We start from the raw sequence: 16,647 nt of genomic DNA, 5'->3' as shown, positions 1-16,647 counted from the left end.
CACAGCCGCGCGGCCCCACCGTCGCGCGGCGTCACTGAAACGGCGAAGGCCCGCCCCCTGCGAGAGGGGGCGGGCCTTCACTCATGCACGATGCGCCCAGGTTCAGTGCGCGGCGAGCACATACGGAGCGAGCTCCGCGGCGAGCTCCTCGTGCACCTGCGCCTTGAGCAGGGTGCCGTCGGCGGTGTGCTCCTCGGAGAGCACCTCGCCCTCGGCGTGTGCCCGCGAGACGAGCTGTCCGTGCGTGTACGGAACGAGGGCCTCGATCTCGACCTCGGGCCGCGGCAGCTCGGTGTCGATGAGCCCGAGCAGCTCCTCGATGCCGGCGCCGGTCCGCGCGGAGACCGCGATCGCGTGCTTCTCGTTGCGCAGCAGGCGCTGGAGCACCAGCGGGTCCGCCGCGTCCGCCTTGTTGATCACCACGATCTCGGGCACGTCGGTCGCGCCCACGTCACGGATGACCTCGCGCACGGCGGCGAGCTGCTCCTCGGGCACCGGGTGCGAACCGTCCACCACGTGCAGGATCAGGTCGGAGTCGCCGACCTCCTCCATGGTGGAGCGGAAGGCCTCGACGAGGTGGTGCGGCAAGTGCCTGACGAACCCGACGGTGTCCGCCAGGGTGTAGATCCGGCCGCTCGGCGTCTCGGCCCTGCGGACGGTGGGGTCCAGGGTGGCGAACAGTGCGTTCTCCACCAGCACGCCCGCGCCCGTGAGGCGGTTGAGCAGCGAGGACTTGCCCGCGTTCGTATATCCGGCGATGGCGACCGAGGGCACCTTGTTGCGCCTGCGTTCCTGGCGCTTGATGTCGCGGCCCGTCTTCATCTCCGCGATCTCCCGGCGCATCTTCGCCATCTTCTCGCGGATCCGTCGCCGGTCCGTCTCGATCTTGGTCTCACCGGGACCACGGGTGGCCATGCCGCCACCGCCGCCGCCACCCATCTGACGGGAGAGCGACTGACCCCAGCCTCGGAGCCTCGGCAGCATGTACTGCATCTGCGCGAGGGCCACCTGCGCCTTGCCCTCACGGGACTTGGCGTGCTGGGCGAAGATGTCGAGGATCAGGGCGGTCCTGTCGACCACCTTGACCTTGACGACGTCTTCGAGGTGGATCAGCTGGCCGGGGCTCAGCTCACCGTCGCAGACGACGGTGTCGGCTCCGGTCTCGAGCACGATGTCGCGCAGCTCCAAGGCCTTGCCGGAGCCGATGTACGTCGCCGGGTCGGGCTTGTCGCGGCGCTGGACGACGCCGTCGAGCACGAGCGCGCCCGCCGTCTCGGCGAGAGCGGCCAGCTCGGCGAGGGAGTTCTCCGCATCCTGGACCGTGCCGGAGGTCCATACGCCGACGAGCACCACGCGCTCCAGACGGAGCTGTCGGTACTCGACTTCGGTGACGTCCTCGAGCTCGGTGGAGAGGCCCGCGACGCGGCGCAGAGCCGCGCGCTCGGAGCGGTCGAACTGTTCGCCGTCCCGCTCTCCGTCGATCTCGTGGCTCCAGGCGACGTCCTCTTCCATCAGGGCATCGGCCCGAAGACCTTCGGGGTAGTTCTGCGCGAAGCTCTGTGCGTCCTGGGAAGGGGAAGAAGAGGAGGTCATTGGGTCCTTACGTCGATCCGTCGATGGGAAGGCGACGGATGCGGGATCCGTCACAGTCGACAACGCCCGATGCGGTCCGGAGATTCCCGGAACCTGCCGATCGTGCCCTGAGATGTCCCCGAGGGGATGTCCCTGACGGGCCCGTGCCGTCGACCTGACGATGGTTGCACGACACGGCCCGTCTCGTCACCCGGGTTATTTCCCGGACTTCCACTTCGGATGCCCCGGCATCGGCGGCGTCTTCTTCCCGTACAGCCAGCTGTCGAAGAACCCGGTGAGGTCGCGCCCGGCGACGTGGGAGGCGAGCCGCACGAAGTCGGCGGTCTCGGCGTTGCCGTCCTGGTGGCGGCGGACCCAGTTCCGCTCCAGGTGCTCGAAGGCGGGGCGGCCGATCTCCTGGCGCAGGGCGTAGAGCACCAGGGCGCTGCCGTCGTAGACGACGGGGCGGAAGATGCTGATCTTCTTGCCGGGTGCGGGCGCCTTCGGCCTGGCCGGGGGCCCGCCTGCCGCGCGCCAGCCGTCCGACTGGCGGTAGGCCTGCCGCATCCGGTCGGCCATGGGCTTGTGCGCCTTCTCCTCGGCGTAGAGGGCTTCGTACCAGGTGGCGTGGCCCTCGTTGAGCCAGAGGTCCGACCACGACTTCGGGCTGACGCTGTCGCCGAACCACTGGTGCGCGAGTTCGTGCACCATGATCGCGTCGACGTACCACTCCGGGAACTCGGGGCGGGTGAAGAGCTCTCTCTCGAAGAGAGAGAGCGTCTGCGTCTCCAGTTCGTAACCGGTGTTTGCCTGGGCGATCAGGACGCCGTAGACCTCGAAGGGGTAGCGGCCGACCTTCTTCTCCATCCAGCCGAGCTGGGCGGGTGTCTTCTTCAGCCAGGGCTCCAGGACCTTGCGGTCCGCCGTGGGCACCACGTCACGCACGGGCAGGCCGTGCGGGCCCTCGCGGTGCAGCACGGTGGAGCGGCCGATGGACACCTGCGCCAGCTCGGTCGCCATGGGGTGGTGGTGCCGGTACGCCCAGGTGGTGGCGGCGCCGCGCCGGGTCGTGCCGACGGGGAGGCCGTTGGCGACGGCGGTGTACCCCTTGGGCGTGGTGACGCGGAACGTGAAGGCCGCCTTGTCCGCCGGGTGGTCGTTGCACGGAAAGACCAGGTGGGCGGCGTCGGCCTGGTTGGCCATGGCGAGACCGTCATCGGTGCGCACCCAGCCTCCCTGGGTGCCCTTCGCGTACACGGGGTCGCTGGTGTGGCGGACGGTGATCCGCATCCGGTCGTCCCGTCCGAGGGGCGCGGACGGCGTGACGACAAGGTCCTCGCCGCTTCTTTCGAAGCGGGCACGCCGTCCGTTCATCTCGACGGAGCGCACTGTGCCGTGCGCGAAGTCCAGGTTCACACGGTCCAGGGCTTCGGTCGCCGTGGCCTCGATCGTGGTGACGGCGTCCAGCGGCTTGCGGTTGTCACCGCGGTAGGTGAAGGCGATGTCGTACGACTGCACGTCGTATCCGGGGTTGCCCAGGTGCGGGAAGAGGCGGTCACCGATGCCGAGCGGGGTGGCGGGCGAGGGGGCGCTCGCCGCGAGGAGGGCGGCGGACACGGTCGCCGTGATCAGTGCGGCGGCGACACGAGGGGGGCGGAGGGCCTTCGGCCCTGAGGCCGTGGTCCGAGGGGTGAGCAGCATGAGCAACCGCTATCAGCGCGCGTCTTCCGCGTGGTGACGGCGCGCGCCGTGCCACTCGAACGAGTCTCTCTTGAGGCGCCGAGACGCCGAGCGTCCCTCCGGGCACGCTCAGTGGGCGGCGGCCGCCGGATGCTGCGCGCGGCTCACGTCGTACACCCCGGGGACCTCGCGCATCGCGCGCATCAGCCCGGGAAGGTGTGCGGCGTCGGGGAGTTGGAGCGTGTACGTGTGGCGTACGCGCTGCTGTGTCGGCGGCTCCACGGTCGCCGAGATGATCGCCACTCCTTCGAGGGCGATCGCTTCGGTGAGGTCGGCGAGCAGATGCGCCCGGCCGAACGATTCGGCGATCAGGGTGACGCGGCACTCGGCCGTGTCTCCCCAGCGCACGCCGATCTCCGGACGTCCCACTTCTTTCATGCGCTCCACCGCGGGACAGCCGACCCGGTGGACGGTCACGACGCCGCCGCGGACGGCGAACGCGGTGACGTCGTCGGGAGGCACCGGCGTACAACAGCCGGCGAGGCGCACGCTGGCGCCTTCGCGGTCCACGACGGCGTTGGCCGCGGCGGGCCGCAGGGCCGCGGAGTCCTCCGGCCCGGGCACGACCGCGGACGTCTGCTGCGGCGGCCGCTGCGTGGACGACGTGGGCGCGACGGCTGCGGGTGCCGGCGTGGGATGCGTCGTGAGCCAGCGCCGGATGGCGATCCGCGCGGCGGGCGTGCGGGCGTGGTCCAGCCAGTCGCGTGAGGGCCCGGACGTGGGGTCCTGGCTCATGAGCAGCTGGACGCTGTCGCCGTCCCTCAGGACCGTGCTCAGCGTCGCCAGACGGCCGTTCACGCGCGCGCCGATGCAGGCGTGGGCGTCCTCGCCGTACTGGGCGTAGGCGGCGTCCACGCAGCTGGCGCCCGCGGGCAGGCCGAGCGTGCCGCCGTCGGGCCGGAAGACGGCGATCTCGCGGTCCTGGGCGAGGTCCTCGCGCAGCGTCGACCAGAACGTGTCCGGGTCGGGGGCGGCCTGCTGCCAGTCGAGGAGCCGGGAGAGCCAGCCGGGCCTGGTCGGGTCCACGCGCTCGTCGTCGGCGCGGTCGGACGGCTCCTCCGAAGGAGGAGCGAAGGGATTGTGCAGGGCTACGACGCCTGCCTCGGCGACCTGGTGCATCTGGTGCGTGCGGATGAGGACTTCGGCGACCTCGCCGTCGGAGCGGGTCACGGCCGTGTGTAGCGACTGGTAGAGGTTGAACTTCGGTACGGCGATGAAGTCCTTGAACTCCGATACGACCGGCGTGAAGCAGGTGTGCAGCTCGCCCAGGACTCCGTAGCAGTCGGCGTCCTCGTTGACGAGCACGAGGAGGCGGCCGAAGTCGGACGCGCGCAGTTCGCCGCGTTTGCGGTGCACGCGGTGGACGGAGACGGAGTGCCGGGGCCTGATGAGCACCTCGGCGGTGATGCCGGCGTCGCGCAGTACGTTGCGGACCTCGCCCGCGATGTCCCCGAGCGGGTCTCCCTCGCTCTCGGCGTTGGCGGCGATCATGGCCTTGACCTGGGCGCAGTCCTCGGGGTGGAGGATCGCGAAGACGAGGTCCTCCAGCTCGGTCTTGAGCGCCTGTACGCCGAGGCGTTCGGCGAGCGGGATGAGCACGTCCCGGGTGACCTTGGCGATGCGGGCCTGTTTCTCGGGGCGCATGACACCGAGGGTGCGCATGTTGTGCAGGCGGTCGGCGAGCTTGATCGACATGACGCGCACGTCGTTGCCGGTGGCCACGAGCATCTTGCGGAAGGTCTCGGGTTCGGCCGCCGCTCCGTAGTCGACCTTTTCCAGCTTGGTGACGCCGTCGACCAGGTAGCAGACGTCGTCGCCGAACTCGGCCCGCACCTGGTCGAGGGTGACGTCGGTGTCCTCGACGGTGTCGTGGAGCAGGGAGGCGGTCAGGGTCGTGATCTCCGCACCGAGCTGGGCGAGGATCAGGGTGACGGCGAGCGGGTGGGTGATGTACGGCTCGCCGCTCTTGCGCGTCTGGCCGCGGTGCGAGGACTCCGCGAGGACGTACGCACGGCGCAGCGGCTCCAGATCTGCGTCCGGATAGTGGTTCCGGTGGGCCTCCGCCACATGGCCGATCGCGTCGGGCAGCCGGTCCCGGGTGCCGGATCCGAGCAGGGCGGCCCTGCCGAGCCTGCGCAGGTCGAGACGCGCACGGCCGCGCTTGCGCTGGACCCCGGACACGACGGGGCCGGGCGTGGCAGGGTTCGTGGCCTCCGCACTCATGAGCACCTCCGGCTGCTTCGACCGGCGGTGTGCGGACGGCGGCGTACTCCGTCCGGGCCGGTGCTTGATGCTACCGAGCCCATCACGTGGCGCTGACCGCCTCTCGCCGAGCGTGAAACGGATCACCCATTCGAGCGACAGTTCATGCGCTTGCCGTTTCGAACCATTCGGACGCGATCTCGCCCTCGGCGACGATCACGGCCCCGCCCGTCATCTCGATCTCGCCGTCGGGCCGCTCGGTGATCACCAGGCGCCCTCCGGGCAGATCGACGGTGTACGTGGCCGGGGTCCCGGTCGCGGCCGGGTCCAGGCCGTCCTTGCGGGCGGCCGCCACGGCCACGGCGCAGGCGCCGGTGCCGCAGGAGCGGGTCTCGCCCGCGCCGCGCTCGTGCACGCGCATGGCGACGTGCTGCGGGCCCCGGGGGACGACGAACTCGACGTTCACGCCGTCCGGGTAGGCGGAGGCGGGGCTGAAGGGGGGTGCTTCGTAGAGGTTGCCCGCTTCGGAGAGGTCGTCGACGAAGGCGACCGCGTGCGGGTTGCCCATGTTCACGTTCCGCGCGGGCCACCGGCGGTGGCCGACCGTGACGGTGACGTCCCCTTCGGGGAGGGCCGCCTTGCCCATGCCGACGGTGATGTCGCCGCCGGACTCCTCCTTGGCGATGTGCACGGTCTTCACGCCGCCGCGCGTGGCCACGGCCAGATCGCCTTCGACGGCGTGCCCGGCGCGCTGCAGGTAGCGGGCGAAGACACGCACTCCGTTGCCGCACATCTCCGCGACGGATCCGTCGCCGTTGCGGTAGTCCATGAACCACTCGGCGCGGTCCGCCAGATGGCGGGCGTCGGGGTGGGCCGCGGAGCGCACGACGTGGAGGAGGCCGTCGCCACCGATGCCCGCGCGGCGGTCGCACAGAGCGGCCACGGCCGACGGGGACAGCTCGATGGCGTTGTCGGGGTCGGGGATGATCACGAAGTCGTTCTCGGTCCCGTGCCCCTTGAGGAAGGCGATCCGCGTGCTCATTCCTCGATCGTACGGGGTGGGTACGACACCCGGTCCACGCGGTGTGCTCAGCGGAGCCTGGCCACCCGCCACACGGCGAGGACCACCGCACTCAGGAACAGCACGGCGTACCCGGAGACGACGCGCCAGTCCGGGCGGCTCCCGGAGCCGCGCTCGGGCAGCCCCGGCCAGGTGTGGCCCACGCGGCGGGCGGCCATCATGCCCCAGCCGGCGGCGCAGCAGCTGATCAGCAGACCGAGCATGGCGACCACCGCGCCGCCGTCGCCGAACTCGAAGGCGAGCGGGAAGGCGAACATCAGGGAGCCGACCGCGGCCAGGATCACGATGGGTGCGAGCTGCCAGATGCGCAGCCGCGGCTGGGGACGCAGCTCGACCTCGACCTCGGCCGCGGTGGACATCTCGTCCGCGTCGGGACCGTCGTCCGTCACGCCGCTCGACGTCACGCCTCCCGACGTCTCGTCGGGACCGTCGGGACTGAGCTGCTCTCCGCCGTCATGTGCGGTGTCACGAGGGCCGGCCTCCATCGCCACGCGCCCTCCCACTTCGGACTTCACCGGTCGATCGAAGGTCGATGATGGCACGGCGTCAGGTGCCGGGATGACCGCCGGAGCGTCCCGATGCCATCACGTGATCAGGCTGTGACCGGTCGTTCGACCAACGCCAGCGCGCGCTCCGGGAGTTCCTCGTGGTCGGCCAGTGCCCCGCTGAGCCAGTGCACCCGCGGATCACGGCGGAACCAGGAGTCCTGGCGGCGTGCGAAGCGCTTGGTGGCGCGCACGGTCTCGGCGCGCGCCTCGTCCTCGGTGCACTCTCCCGCGAGCGCCGCGAGCACCTGCTGGTAGCCGAGCGCCCGTGCCGCCGTACGCCCCTCGCGCAGCCCTTGGGCCTCCAGTGCGCGCACCTCGTCGACCAGGCCGCGGTCCCACATGCGGTCCACGCGCGTGGCGATGCGTTCGTCGAGCTCGGGGCGTGCCACGTCGACGCCGATCTGGATCGTGTCGTACACGGATTCGTGGCGGGGGAGGTTGGCGGTGAAGGGCTTGCCGGTGATCTCGATGACCTCCAGGGCGCGGACGATCCGGCGGCCGTTGCTGGGCAGGATGGCCCGGGCCGCCTCGGGGTCGGCGGCCGCGAGGCGGGCATGCAGCGCTCCGGAGCCGCGCAGCGTGAGCTCTTCCTCCAGGCGGGCCCGCACGTCGGGGTCGGTGCCGGGGAAGTCCAGGTGATCCACTGCCCCCCGTACGTAGAGGCCGGAGCCGCCGACGAGGATCGGCCAGCGTCCCTCCGCGAGGAGTCGGTCGATCTCGGCGCGGGCCAGCTTCTGGTACTCGGCGACGCTGGCGGCCTCCGTGACGTCCCAGATGTCGAGGAGATGGTGGGGCACGCCGCCGCGCTCCTCGGGCGTCAGCTTGGCGGTGCCGATGTCCATCCCTCGGTAGAGCTGCATCGAGTCGGCGTTGACGATTTCGCCGCCGAGGCGCTGGGCGAGGAAAACGCCCAGATCGGACTTTCCTGCCGCGGTCGGACCGACGACGGCGATGACCCGCGGGGCGGGGGCTGTGCTACTCACCGCCCCAGTCTCGCAAACATCGGGCCTCGTCCCCGAACGAGCTACGTGACGGCACGGCTCTGGGGTCGTTGCCTGTTGCGAGGTTCCGGCCGCCGGTTTCGAGGACCGATGACCCGGGCGACGCAATGGGACGCACCGGGTGGGGCGGGATTTCGCCCACACGAGTAACGTATGGAGTAGATATGGGCGTTTTTGCACGTTTCCGCCGGAAGTCCAAGGACAGCGAAGAGGCGTCGACGGCCGAGGCGACAGCGGCCACGCTGACGGCCGAGCCCGAGACAGCCGAAGAGGCCGCCTCGGAGGCCGACAGCGACGCGAAGCCCGCCGCCGAGGCCAGTGCCGATACCGACACCGAGAGCGCTGCCGAGGACAAGTCCGCGGAGGCCGCCGAAGCGGCTGACGCGGAGGGTGTGGACATTCCGAAGCAGCAGTCCGCCGAGGAGGCCGCCGACAACGGAGCCGGCGAGGGCGCCCGCAAGTAGCTCCCCAGCGAGGGAAGGTGGACCCATGGGCTTCCTGGACCAACTGAAAGCCAAGCTCGCCCCTGCGAAGGGCAAGGTCTCGGACCTGGCGCAACAGCACGGGGGCAAGATCGACCAGGGCCTCGACAAGGCTGCGAAGGTGGTCGACGAGAAGACCAAGGGCAAGTACAGCGACAAGATCCAGGCGGGCACGGGGAAGGCGAAGGACGCCCTCGACCGCATCGCCGGGGCGGACGGGGACAAGGACGCGGGCAGCAGCGCCGGCCCTACGACTCCCCAGACGCCTCCGTCGCCCCCGCCTGCTTCCTGAACCGCAGCGGAGGACGGCCGCGAAGCACCTCGCTTCGCGGCCGCCACCGTGTGTCCGTGCGTGCCGCACCGCCGCGGCAGCCGGGCTACGACCAGGCAGCCACCACGTACCCCACGCCGTAGGGCGCGTCTTCATAGAGCAGCTCGCCGCGCAGCGCGGCGCCCTCCGCCGCTCCGGCGAGCACCTGCCAGGGTGCGCGGCCCGCCGCCTTGAGTTCGTACGCGAGGCCCGCGTCCAGCGCCTTCAGCGCCTCGATGTCGGCCTCCCCAAGGGCACGCCCGACCTCGGCGTCGAAGCCGGCCGCCCGCTCGTCGAGGTATCCAGGCGCCTTCAGCGTGCGGCACGCGCTGGCGTCGCCCATCACCAGCAGTGCCACCCGGTCGGCCCGGGCCCCGATGCCCGCTCCGACGTGGATGCACCGCTCCGCCTCAAGGGGTTCCCCCACACCGAGACCCTCGACCGGCGCCGCCGACCACTGTGCGCGCTCCAGCAGCCAGCCCGCGACAGCGAGCGACGACGGAAGCCCACTCCGCCCCTCGGCTCCGGGCGCCGATTCCGCTTCCGCTTCCGCTTCGGGTGGTACCGGTCCGAGACGGACGTCCACGTCCACCCCGAAGCCGCGGAACGAGGCGCGCGCACCCTGCGGATGCGGTCCGCGCCCGCTCTGCTCGGCGGGCCCGATCACGACGAGGAGATCGGGCCGTGCGGCGGCGAGCACCCCGATGGCGTCCGAACACGCCGCACGCGCGGCGTCGAGTTCAGGAGCGGCACCCGCGGCGACCTCGGGAACGAGCAGCGGCGGGCAGGGGCAGACGGCGGCGGCGACAAGCATGATCCGCAGCGTAACGCCCCCGGGTGGGGCCTGACTCCGTCAGTCGCAGCCGCAGCCGCTGCCCGTCGCCACCGGCAGCGGTGCCGGAGCGCCGATCTTCGGCAGGCCCAGCATCACGCCCGCGGGCTTGGCGGCCGCCTCGGTGTTCCGCTTCTCCCAGGCGTCGCCCGCGCGCGTGGGACGCACGTTCAGGACGGCGCCCTCGGCGAGCAGGTGGTGCGGCGCGGCGTAGGTGATCTCGACGGTCACGACGTCGCCGGGGCGCACCTCGGTGTCCGGCTTGGTGAAGTGGACCAGGCGGTTGTCGGGCGCACGGCCGGAGAGGCGGTGGGTGGCGCCGTCCTTGCGGCCCTCGCCCTCGGCGACCATGAGGTCCAGGGTGCGGCCGACCTGCTTCTTGTTCTCCTCCCAGGAGATCTCCTCCTGGACGGCCACCAGACGCTCGTAGCGCGACTGGACGACCTCCTTGGGGATCTGGCCCTCCATGGTGGCCGCCGGGGTCCCGGGGCGCTTGGAGTACTGGAAGGTGAAGGCGTTCGCGAAGCGGGCCTCGCGGACCACGTGCATCGTCTGCTCGAAGTCCTCCTCGGTCTCGCCGGGGAAGCCCACGATGATGTCGGTCGAGATGGCCGCGTCCGGCATGGCCGCGCGGACCTTCTCGATGATGCCCAGGAAACGATCCTGCCGGTAGGAGCGGCGCATCGCCTTGAGGATCGGGTCCGAGCCGGACTGCAGCGGCATGTGGAGCTGCGGCATCACGTTCGGCGTCTCGGCCATGGCGGCGATCACGTCGTCGGTGAAGTCGCGCGGGTGCGGGGACGTGAAGCGCACGCGTTCCAGGCCCTCGATCTTCCCGCAGGCCCGCAGGAGCTTGCTGAAGGCCTCGCGGTCACCGATGTCCGAGCCGTACGCGTTCACGTTCTGCCCGAGGAGGGTGATCTCCGAGACGCCCTCGCCGACGAGCGCCTCGATCTCCGCGAGGATGTCGCCGGTCCTGCGGTCCTTCTCCTTGCCGCGCAGCGCGGGCACGATGCAGAACGTGCAGGTGTTGTTGCAGCCGACGGAGATGGAGACCCAGGCCGCGTACGCGCTCTCGCGGCGGGTCGGCAGCGTCGACGGGAAGGCTTCGAGCGACTCGGCGATCTCGACCTGCGCCTCTTCCTGGACGCGGGCACGCTCCAGGAGGACCGGCAGCTTGCCGATGTTGTGCGTGCCGAAGACGACGTCCACCCAGGGCGCCCGCTTCACGATGGTGTCGCGGTCCTTCTGGGCCAGACAGCCGCCGACCGCGATCTGCATCCCGGGACGCTTGGTCTTCATCGGCGCCAGGCGGCCGAGATTGCCGTACAGACGGTTGTCGGCGTTCTCGCGCACGGCGCACGTGTTGAAGACGACGACGTCGGCGTCGCCGTCGGCTCCTTCGGGCGCACGTTCGTAGCCGGCGTCCTCAAGGAGGCCGGAAAGCCGCTCGGAGTCATGGACGTTCATCTGGCACCCGTAGGTGCGCACCTCGTAAGTCTTCGCGCTCATCTCGCCCCCCAGGGTACGGGGTCGCCACGCGCGCGTGCCCGCGGATTGCGACGGCGGCACCCGGCGGGCGGGCTCCGCGGCGGCCCGGTGTGACCTCTCCCCTGGTCATCACGGTGAGTGGGCTGGCAGGATCGCGCGCATGCTCAAGGCACTCCCCGGGATCAGCAGGCGCCGCGCCTTGCAGGGTTCCGCCGCGGCCCTCGTGGTGTTCGGTCTGCTGATGTGGTGGCTGCTGCCCATGGACGCGGACTCCCCCAGCGGGCGGATCACGTTCAGCACGGGCGTGCGGGAAGGCGTGTACGAGCGGTACGGCAAGCTCCTGGAGACGGCGATCTCCAAGGACATGCCGGACGTCGACGTCGAGCTCCTCAACAGCGAGGGGTCGCAGCAGAACGTCGCGCGCGTGGCCACCGGGAAGTCCGACTTCACCATCGCGGCCGCCGACGCGGTGGAGACGTACCGGCTGGACGCCGAACCGGGCTGGTACCGGCTGCGGGGCTGTACGCGCCTCTACGACGACTACGTACAGCTCGTCGTGCCCCGGTCCTCGAAGATCAAGAACGTCGCCGATCTGCGCGACAAGCGCGTGGCGGTGGGCCAGGACCACTCCGGGGTGCGGCTCATAGCCGACCGGGTGCTGAGCGCCGCGGGGCTCGAACCGGAATCCGACATCGAGCCGGTGGCCGCCGGGATAGACACCATGCCCGGCCTCCTGAAGAGCGGCTCCATCGACGCGTTCTTCTGGTCCGGCGGGCTCCCGACCAACTCCGTGCGTGCCCTCTCCAAGAAGATGGACATCAAGCTCGTGAAGCTGGGTTACCTCGTGGAGGCGCTGCACAAGCAGGGCGGCGGCTCGCGTTACTACCGGGCCGCGACGATGCCGGCGGACGCGTACCCCGAGGCCCAGCACGGTTCCGCCGTGCCGACGCTGGCCGTGGCGAACCTCCTGGTGACCACGGACCGCACCGATCCCGCGCTCACCGAGCAGCTGACCCGCACGGTCATCGACAGCCGCGACCACATCGGCGATCAGGTGCACGCGGCACAGGTGGTGGATCTGCGCACGGCGCTGTTCACGGACCCGCTCCCGCTGCACACAGGGGCGCGCCGCTACTACCGCTCGGTGAAGCCCTGACCCGGCGCCCGCGGCGCTGAGCGGGCCCCTCAGGCCGTTCCCAGGGGCTCGCTGCGCGGGACGCGGACCGTCACCCGCAGGCCGTGCGGTTCGTGGCGCGCGTACGCGATGGAGCCGCCGCCGGCCGCGAGCAGCGTCCGGGAGATGGACAGGCCAAGACCCGAACCCCGCACGTTCTGGTGGCGGTTGCTGCGCCAGAAGCGGTCGCCGATACGCGCGAGCTCGTCCTCGGTCAGGCCGGGCCCGCCGTCCGTGACCACGACGGTCGTCGTCCCGTTGCTCGACGCGACCGCCACCCGCACGTCCCCGCCCTCGGGCGTGAACTTCAGGGCGTTGTCGATCACCGCGTCCAGCGCGCTGGAGAGGGCGATCGGATCGGCCCAGCCGGTGGTGGCCGGGCAGTCGCCCGTCAGCCGCACGCCGCGCTCGTCGGCGAGCGGCCGCCAGGCGGCGACGCGTTCGGCGGTGAGCTCCCCGATGTCGACGACGCTCAGGTCGGCCTCGGCGTGCTCGGCGAGCGCGAGGTCGAGCAGATCGTCGAGGACCTGGGCCAGGCGTTTGCCCTCGGTACGGACCGAGGCGACCTCCTCGTTGCCCTCGGGCAGTTCGAGGGCGAGCAGTTCGATGCGGAGCAGCAGTGCTGACAGGGGGTTGCGCAGTTGGTGGGAGGCATCGGCGACGAAGGCGCGCTGCTGTTCCAGGACGTCCTGGACGTTGTCGGCCATCTCGTTGAACGAACGGGCGAGGCGCTGCAGTTCCGGTGGGCCGCCCGCCGCGGCGACCCGGGACTTGAGACGCCCTGTCGCTATGTCGTGCGTGGTCGCGTCCAGGATCCGCACCGGCCGCAGCACCCAGCCGGTGAGCCGTAGGGCCGCGCCGACGGCCAGCAGCATGGCAGCCGACTCGCCCGCGGCGATGAGCAGCCAGCCGTGCAGTGTCTCGGAGCGCATGCGTCCGGTCGGCGAGTCCGTGACGACGACCGCGATGACGTCACCGTCCTTGATCACCGGCGACGCGACGGCCAGCCGCCCCCGCTGCCACGGCCAGACCTGCTCCGGGTCATGGCTGCCGCGCGAGCGCAGCGCCTCCTCGAAGGCGCTGCGCAGGGCTCCGTGGCGGGGCAGGAACCAGCCGTTCGGGGACTGGGCCATGGCGCCGTCGTCGCGGTAGAAGACGCCCGCGCGGATGCCGTAGACGTCGAAGTAGTCGTCCAGTTCGTTCTGCAGCGTCTCGCGGCGTTCGTCCGTGCCGCCCAGTCCCGATGGACCTCTGGGGCGTTTGGTGACGAATTGCGCGAGCGAGGCGAAGCGTGCGGTGTCGTCGATCCGGTCGACGACCACCTTCTGCTGCTGGGCCGCGGCGACGCTGACGGCGAGCGGGAAGCCGAGCGCGAGCAGTACACCCGCCATGAGGACGATCAGCAGCGGGAGGAGGCGGGAACGCACCTGTCCTTGCTCCCGGTCACGCGGCCGGGGCGACGAGGCGGTAGCCGACGCCGCGCACGGTCTCGATCAGGGCGGGCATGTGCAGTTTGGAGCGCAGGGAGGCCACGTGCACCTCCAGCGTGCGCCCGGTCCCCTCCCAACTGGTGCGCCACACCTCGCTGATGATCTGCTCCCGGCGGAAGACCACTCCGGGGCGCTGCGCGAGGAGTGCCAGCAAGTCGAATTCCTTGCGGGTCAGTTGGACAACTGAACCGTCAACGGTGACCTGCCGGGTGGGCAGCTCGATGTGCACGGGCCCGAGTCGCAGATCGCTGTCCTCGGATGCCGGTGCGCCCCCAGGGGTGGGCCGGCGGATGACGGCGTGGATGCGGGCGATGAGTTCCCCGGTGTCGTACGGCTTCACTACGTAGTCATCGGCTCCGAGGTTGAGGCCGTGGATCCGGGAGCGTACGTCCGAGCGGGCCGTCACCATGATCACGGGTGTCGAGCCACGCTTACGGATCTTGCCGCACACCTCGTAGCCGTCCTGGTCGGGCAGGCCCAGGTCGAGAAGCACCACTCCGAAGGGGGGCGTTTCCGCGGGCAGCAGGGCCTGCAGGGCCTCCTCGCCGTTGCGGGCGTGCTTGACGTCGAAGCCGTGCCGGGCCAGGACCGCGGAGAGGGCGGCCGCCACATGGTCGTCGTCCTCGACGAGAAGCAGTCTCATAGGGGCCCCCTCCGGTTCATCGGTCGTTCCGTCGCGGCTGGTCATCATGGTCGGCGGCGGTGCGAGGCACCGCGGCACGGGCCGTCCGGGCACGCGCCATCAAGGCATCCACGCCGATGCATAAGGACCACGTCAAGAGGGTTCAGGTCACGAGCACGTTCCGTTACCCACCCGGTACGCACTCCGTGGACCCTCTTCACACGGTGTGTCCGGTTGCGGCCGGATCGTTATGCTCAATTTCCCCTCAGATGTAATGACGCTGGTCGCACTGGGTTATTACTGTCCTCCCAACCGAGGAGGATGGAGCAACAAGCCGTGACCGAAGTATCGGTGACCAAGGACGCGATACCGCCCGGGGCGGACGACCTGGTCGTGCTGAAGAACGTCAACAAGCACTTCGGCGCTCTGCACGTGCTCCAGGACATCGACCTGACCATCGCCCGCGGTGAGGTCGTCGTCGTGATCGGCCCCTCCGGGTCCGGCAAGTCGACCCTGTGCCGTGCCGTCAACCGCCTTGAGACGATCGATTCGGGAAGCATCTCGATCGACGGCAAGCCGCTGCCCCAGGAGGGCAAGGAGCTCGCGAGGCTCCGTGCGGACGTGGGCATGGTCTTCCAGTCCTTCAACCTTTTCGCGCACAAGACCGTGCTCGAGAACGTGACGCTGGGCCAGACCAAGGTGCGCAAGATCGGCAAGGCGGAGGCGGAGGCGAAGGCACGCGGTCTGCTCGACCGCGTCGGCGTCGCCTCCCAGGCCGACAAGTACCCCGCGCAGCTCTCCGGCGGCCAGCAGCAACGCGTCGCCATCGCACGCGCGTTGGCGATGGACCCCAAGGTGATGCTCTTCGACGAGCCCACGTCGGCGCTCGACCCGGAGATGATCAACGAGGTCCTCGAGGTCATGCAGCAGCTCGCCAGGGACGGGATGACGATGGTCGTCGTCACCCACGAGATGGGCTTCGCACGCTCCGCGGCCAACCGCGTCGTCTTCATGGCGGACGGCCGGATCGTCGAAGAGGCAGTGCCGGACCAGTTCTTCAACAACCCGCGCAGCGACCGGGCCAAGGACTTCCTGTCGAAGATCCTTAAGCACTGAGGCTCCCACGCCGTCTCCACACCAGTCGAAACAGAGGATGTTCACCATGAAGCTCCGCAAGTCCGCTGCCGCGGCGGCCGTCGTCGCCGCTCTCGCCCTGACCGCCACGGCATGCGGCGGCGAGGAGGGTACGGCCGGCGACAAGCCGAAGGACCCGACCGGCGGCAAGAACGCGCCCAAGCTGCCCACGTACGCCGTGAAGTCCGACGTCAAGGTCGACTCCTCGGTCCTGAAGAAGGCCCAGAAGGCCGGCAAGATCGTGATCGGCGCCAAGGACGACCAGCCGTACCTGGGCTTCAAGGACAGCGCGGGCAAGCGTTCCGGCTTCGACATCGAGATCGCCAAGATGGTCGCCGCCGACCTCGGCTTCAAGCCCGACCAGATCGAGTTCAAGACGATCGACTCCGGCGTCCGCGAGACCACCATCTCCAAGGGCGACGTCGACCTCTACGTAGGCACGTACACGATCAACGACGAGCGCAAGAAGCAGGTCGGCTTCGCCGGTCCGTACTTCATGGCGGGCGCCGACCTTCTCGTCCGCGCGGATGAGAAGGACATCACCGGTCCGGACACCGTGAAGGGCAAGAAGGTCTGCTCGATCGTCGGCTCCACTCCGCTCCAGGAGATCAAGAAGTCGAAGTACGGCGCGAAGACCGTCGAGCTGGCCAAGTACTCCGAGTGCGTGCAGCAGCTCATCAACAAGGAAGTCGACGCCGTCACCACCGACGACGCCATCCTCAAGGGGTACGCGGCGCAGCAGCCGAAGGCGCTGAAGGTCGTCGAGAAGCCCTTCACCAAGGAGCCGTACGGCGTCGGCATGAGCAAGGACGACAAGGCCCTGCGCGACGCCGTGGCGGACGCCATCGAGGCGCACCAGAAGAACGGCGACTACAAGAAGGCGTACGACGCGACGCTCGGCCTGTCGAAGTCCAAGTACACCGAGCCGCCGGCTCTCGAGCGCTACTGACCGCGCCTAACCGCTCGTC

General features: G+C 70.3%; 15 protein-coding genes. 5 read left to right on the top strand and 10 right to left on the bottom strand.

What is annotated here, in order from left to right:
* Positions 1–102: 102 nt before the first annotated feature.
* The 6 genes from hflX to miaA all read right to left on the bottom strand — a co-directional run bounded on the left by hflX (position 103) and on the right by miaA (position 8,126).
* Positions 103–1,593 carry a GTPase HflX gene (gene hflX, locus DEJ49_RS27400; RefSeq protein WP_150186572.1) on the bottom strand — a complete coding sequence of 497 codons (1,491 nt, stop codon included), beginning with the start codon at positions 1,591–1,593 and terminating at the stop codon, positions 103–105.
* Between the two features lie 195 nt (positions 1,594–1,788).
* Positions 1,789–3,273: a M1 family metallopeptidase gene (locus DEJ49_RS27395; RefSeq protein ID WP_150186571.1), complete on the bottom strand. Its 1,485-nt coding sequence runs from the start codon at positions 3,271–3,273 to the stop codon at positions 1,789–1,791.
* A gap of 108 nt (positions 3,274–3,381) precedes the next feature.
* A complete protein-coding gene (locus DEJ49_RS27390; protein ID WP_150186570.1) occupies positions 3,382–5,535 on the bottom strand; it encodes a RelA/SpoT family protein in 2,154 nt (717 codons plus the stop codon).
* 142 nt (positions 5,536–5,677) lie between these two features.
* A complete protein-coding gene (dapF, locus tag DEJ49_RS27385) occupies positions 5,678–6,556 on the bottom strand; it encodes a diaminopimelate epimerase (RefSeq protein ID WP_150186569.1) in 879 nt (292 codons plus the stop codon).
* 47 nt (positions 6,557–6,603) lie between these two features.
* Complete coding sequence (locus DEJ49_RS27380) at positions 6,604–7,080, bottom strand: hypothetical protein (RefSeq protein WP_150188500.1); 477 nt, start codon at positions 7,078–7,080, stop codon at positions 6,604–6,606.
* Positions 7,081–7,187: 107 nt separating this feature from the next.
* On the bottom strand, positions 7,188–8,126 hold the full coding sequence (gene miaA, locus DEJ49_RS27375) for a tRNA (adenosine(37)-N6)-dimethylallyltransferase MiaA (RefSeq protein ID WP_150186568.1): 939 nt from the start codon (positions 8,124–8,126) through the stop codon (positions 7,188–7,190).
* A gap of 182 nt (positions 8,127–8,308) precedes the next feature.
* On the opposite strand from miaA, the gene DEJ49_RS27370 reads away from it, so the two are divergent.
* Positions 8,309–8,608, top strand: coding sequence for a hypothetical protein (locus DEJ49_RS27370; protein ID WP_150186567.1), 300 nt, complete (start codon positions 8,309–8,311; stop codon positions 8,606–8,608).
* 25 nt (positions 8,609–8,633) lie between these two features.
* A complete protein-coding gene (locus DEJ49_RS27365) occupies positions 8,634–8,918 on the top strand; it encodes an antitoxin (RefSeq protein ID WP_150186566.1) in 285 nt (94 codons plus the stop codon).
* 85 nt (positions 8,919–9,003) lie between these two features.
* On the opposite strand, the gene DEJ49_RS27360 is transcribed toward DEJ49_RS27365, so the two are convergent.
* Complete coding sequence (locus DEJ49_RS27360) at positions 9,004–9,750, bottom strand: class III extradiol dioxygenase subunit B-like domain-containing protein (protein ID WP_150186565.1); 747 nt, start codon at positions 9,748–9,750, stop codon at positions 9,004–9,006.
* Positions 9,751–9,789: 39 nt separating this feature from the next.
* Complete coding sequence (gene miaB, locus DEJ49_RS27355; RefSeq protein WP_150186564.1) at positions 9,790–11,280, bottom strand: tRNA (N6-isopentenyl adenosine(37)-C2)-methylthiotransferase MiaB; 1,491 nt, start codon at positions 11,278–11,280, stop codon at positions 9,790–9,792.
* A gap of 139 nt (positions 11,281–11,419) precedes the next feature.
* Between miaB and DEJ49_RS27350 the strand changes: the two genes are divergently transcribed.
* On the top strand, positions 11,420–12,415 hold the full coding sequence (locus DEJ49_RS27350; RefSeq protein WP_150186563.1) for a TAXI family TRAP transporter solute-binding subunit: 996 nt from the start codon (positions 11,420–11,422) through the stop codon (positions 12,413–12,415).
* A gap of 29 nt (positions 12,416–12,444) precedes the next feature.
* On the opposite strand, the gene DEJ49_RS27345 is transcribed toward DEJ49_RS27350, so the two are convergent.
* Together DEJ49_RS27345 and DEJ49_RS27340 are read right to left on the bottom strand one after the other, a co-directional pair.
* Positions 12,445–13,860, bottom strand: coding sequence for a sensor histidine kinase (locus DEJ49_RS27345; protein WP_150186562.1), 1,416 nt, complete (start codon positions 13,858–13,860; stop codon positions 12,445–12,447).
* A 16-nt stretch (positions 13,861–13,876) separates the two neighbouring features.
* On the bottom strand, positions 13,877–14,566 hold the full coding sequence (locus DEJ49_RS27340; RefSeq protein ID WP_150186561.1) for a response regulator transcription factor: 690 nt from the start codon (positions 14,564–14,566) through the stop codon (positions 13,877–13,879).
* 315 nt (positions 14,567–14,881) lie between these two features.
* Here DEJ49_RS27340 and DEJ49_RS27335 point away from each other — a divergent pair, with 315 nt between their 5' ends.
* Both DEJ49_RS27335 and DEJ49_RS27330 read left to right on the top strand, forming a co-directional pair.
* The gene (locus tag DEJ49_RS27335; RefSeq protein WP_150172958.1) at positions 14,882–15,661 is read left to right on the top strand and encodes an amino acid ABC transporter ATP-binding protein; all 780 of its coding nucleotides are present in this window, start codon (positions 14,882–14,884) and stop codon (positions 15,659–15,661) included.
* Positions 15,662–15,707: 46 nt separating this feature from the next.
* Positions 15,708–16,628, top strand: a complete 921-nt coding sequence (locus tag DEJ49_RS27330; protein WP_150186560.1) for a glutamate ABC transporter substrate-binding protein — start codon at positions 15,708–15,710, stop codon at positions 16,626–16,628.
* Positions 16,629–16,647 lie beyond the last annotated feature (19 nt).

Source organism: Streptomyces venezuelae (assembly GCF_008642335.1).
Lineage (GTDB): Bacteria > Actinomycetota > Actinomycetes > Streptomycetales > Streptomycetaceae > Streptomyces > Streptomyces venezuelae_F.
Note: the sequence above shows the minus strand (reverse complement) of the source record. Positions and strands in the feature narration are given on the sequence as shown.

Bases quoted from the DNA above. Each gene is read 5' to 3' on its own strand.
- hflX (WP_150186572.1), bottom strand. From the start codon at position 1,593: ATGACCTCCTCTTCTTCCCCTTCCCAGGACGCACAGAGCTTCGCGCAG.
- DEJ49_RS27395 (WP_150186571.1), bottom strand. From the start codon at position 3,273: ATGCTGCTCACCCCTCGGACCACGGCCTCAGGGCCGAAGGCCCTCCGC.
- DEJ49_RS27390 (WP_150186570.1), bottom strand. From the start codon at position 5,535: ATGAGTGCGGAGGCCACGAACCCTGCCACGCCCGGCCCCGTCGTGTCC.
- dapF (WP_150186569.1), bottom strand. From the start codon at position 6,556: ATGAGCACGCGGATCGCCTTCCTCAAGGGGCACGGGACCGAGAACGAC.
- DEJ49_RS27380 (WP_150188500.1), bottom strand. From the start codon at position 7,080: ATGGAGGCCGGCCCTCGTGACACCGCACATGACGGCGGAGAGCAGCTC.
- DEJ49_RS27370 (WP_150186567.1), top strand. From the start codon at position 8,309: ATGGGCGTTTTTGCACGTTTCCGCCGGAAGTCCAAGGACAGCGAAGAG.
- DEJ49_RS27365 (WP_150186566.1), top strand. From the start codon at position 8,634: ATGGGCTTCCTGGACCAACTGAAAGCCAAGCTCGCCCCTGCGAAGGGC.
- DEJ49_RS27360 (WP_150186565.1), bottom strand. From the start codon at position 9,750: ATGCTTGTCGCCGCCGCCGTCTGCCCCTGCCCGCCGCTGCTCGTTCCC.
- miaB (WP_150186564.1), bottom strand. From the start codon at position 11,280: ATGAGCGCGAAGACTTACGAGGTGCGCACCTACGGGTGCCAGATGAAC.
- DEJ49_RS27350 (WP_150186563.1), top strand. From the start codon at position 11,420: ATGCTCAAGGCACTCCCCGGGATCAGCAGGCGCCGCGCCTTGCAGGGT.
- DEJ49_RS27340 (WP_150186561.1), bottom strand. From the start codon at position 14,566: ATGAGACTGCTTCTCGTCGAGGACGACGACCATGTGGCGGCCGCCCTC.
- DEJ49_RS27330 (WP_150186560.1), top strand. From the start codon at position 15,708: ATGAAGCTCCGCAAGTCCGCTGCCGCGGCGGCCGTCGTCGCCGCTCTC.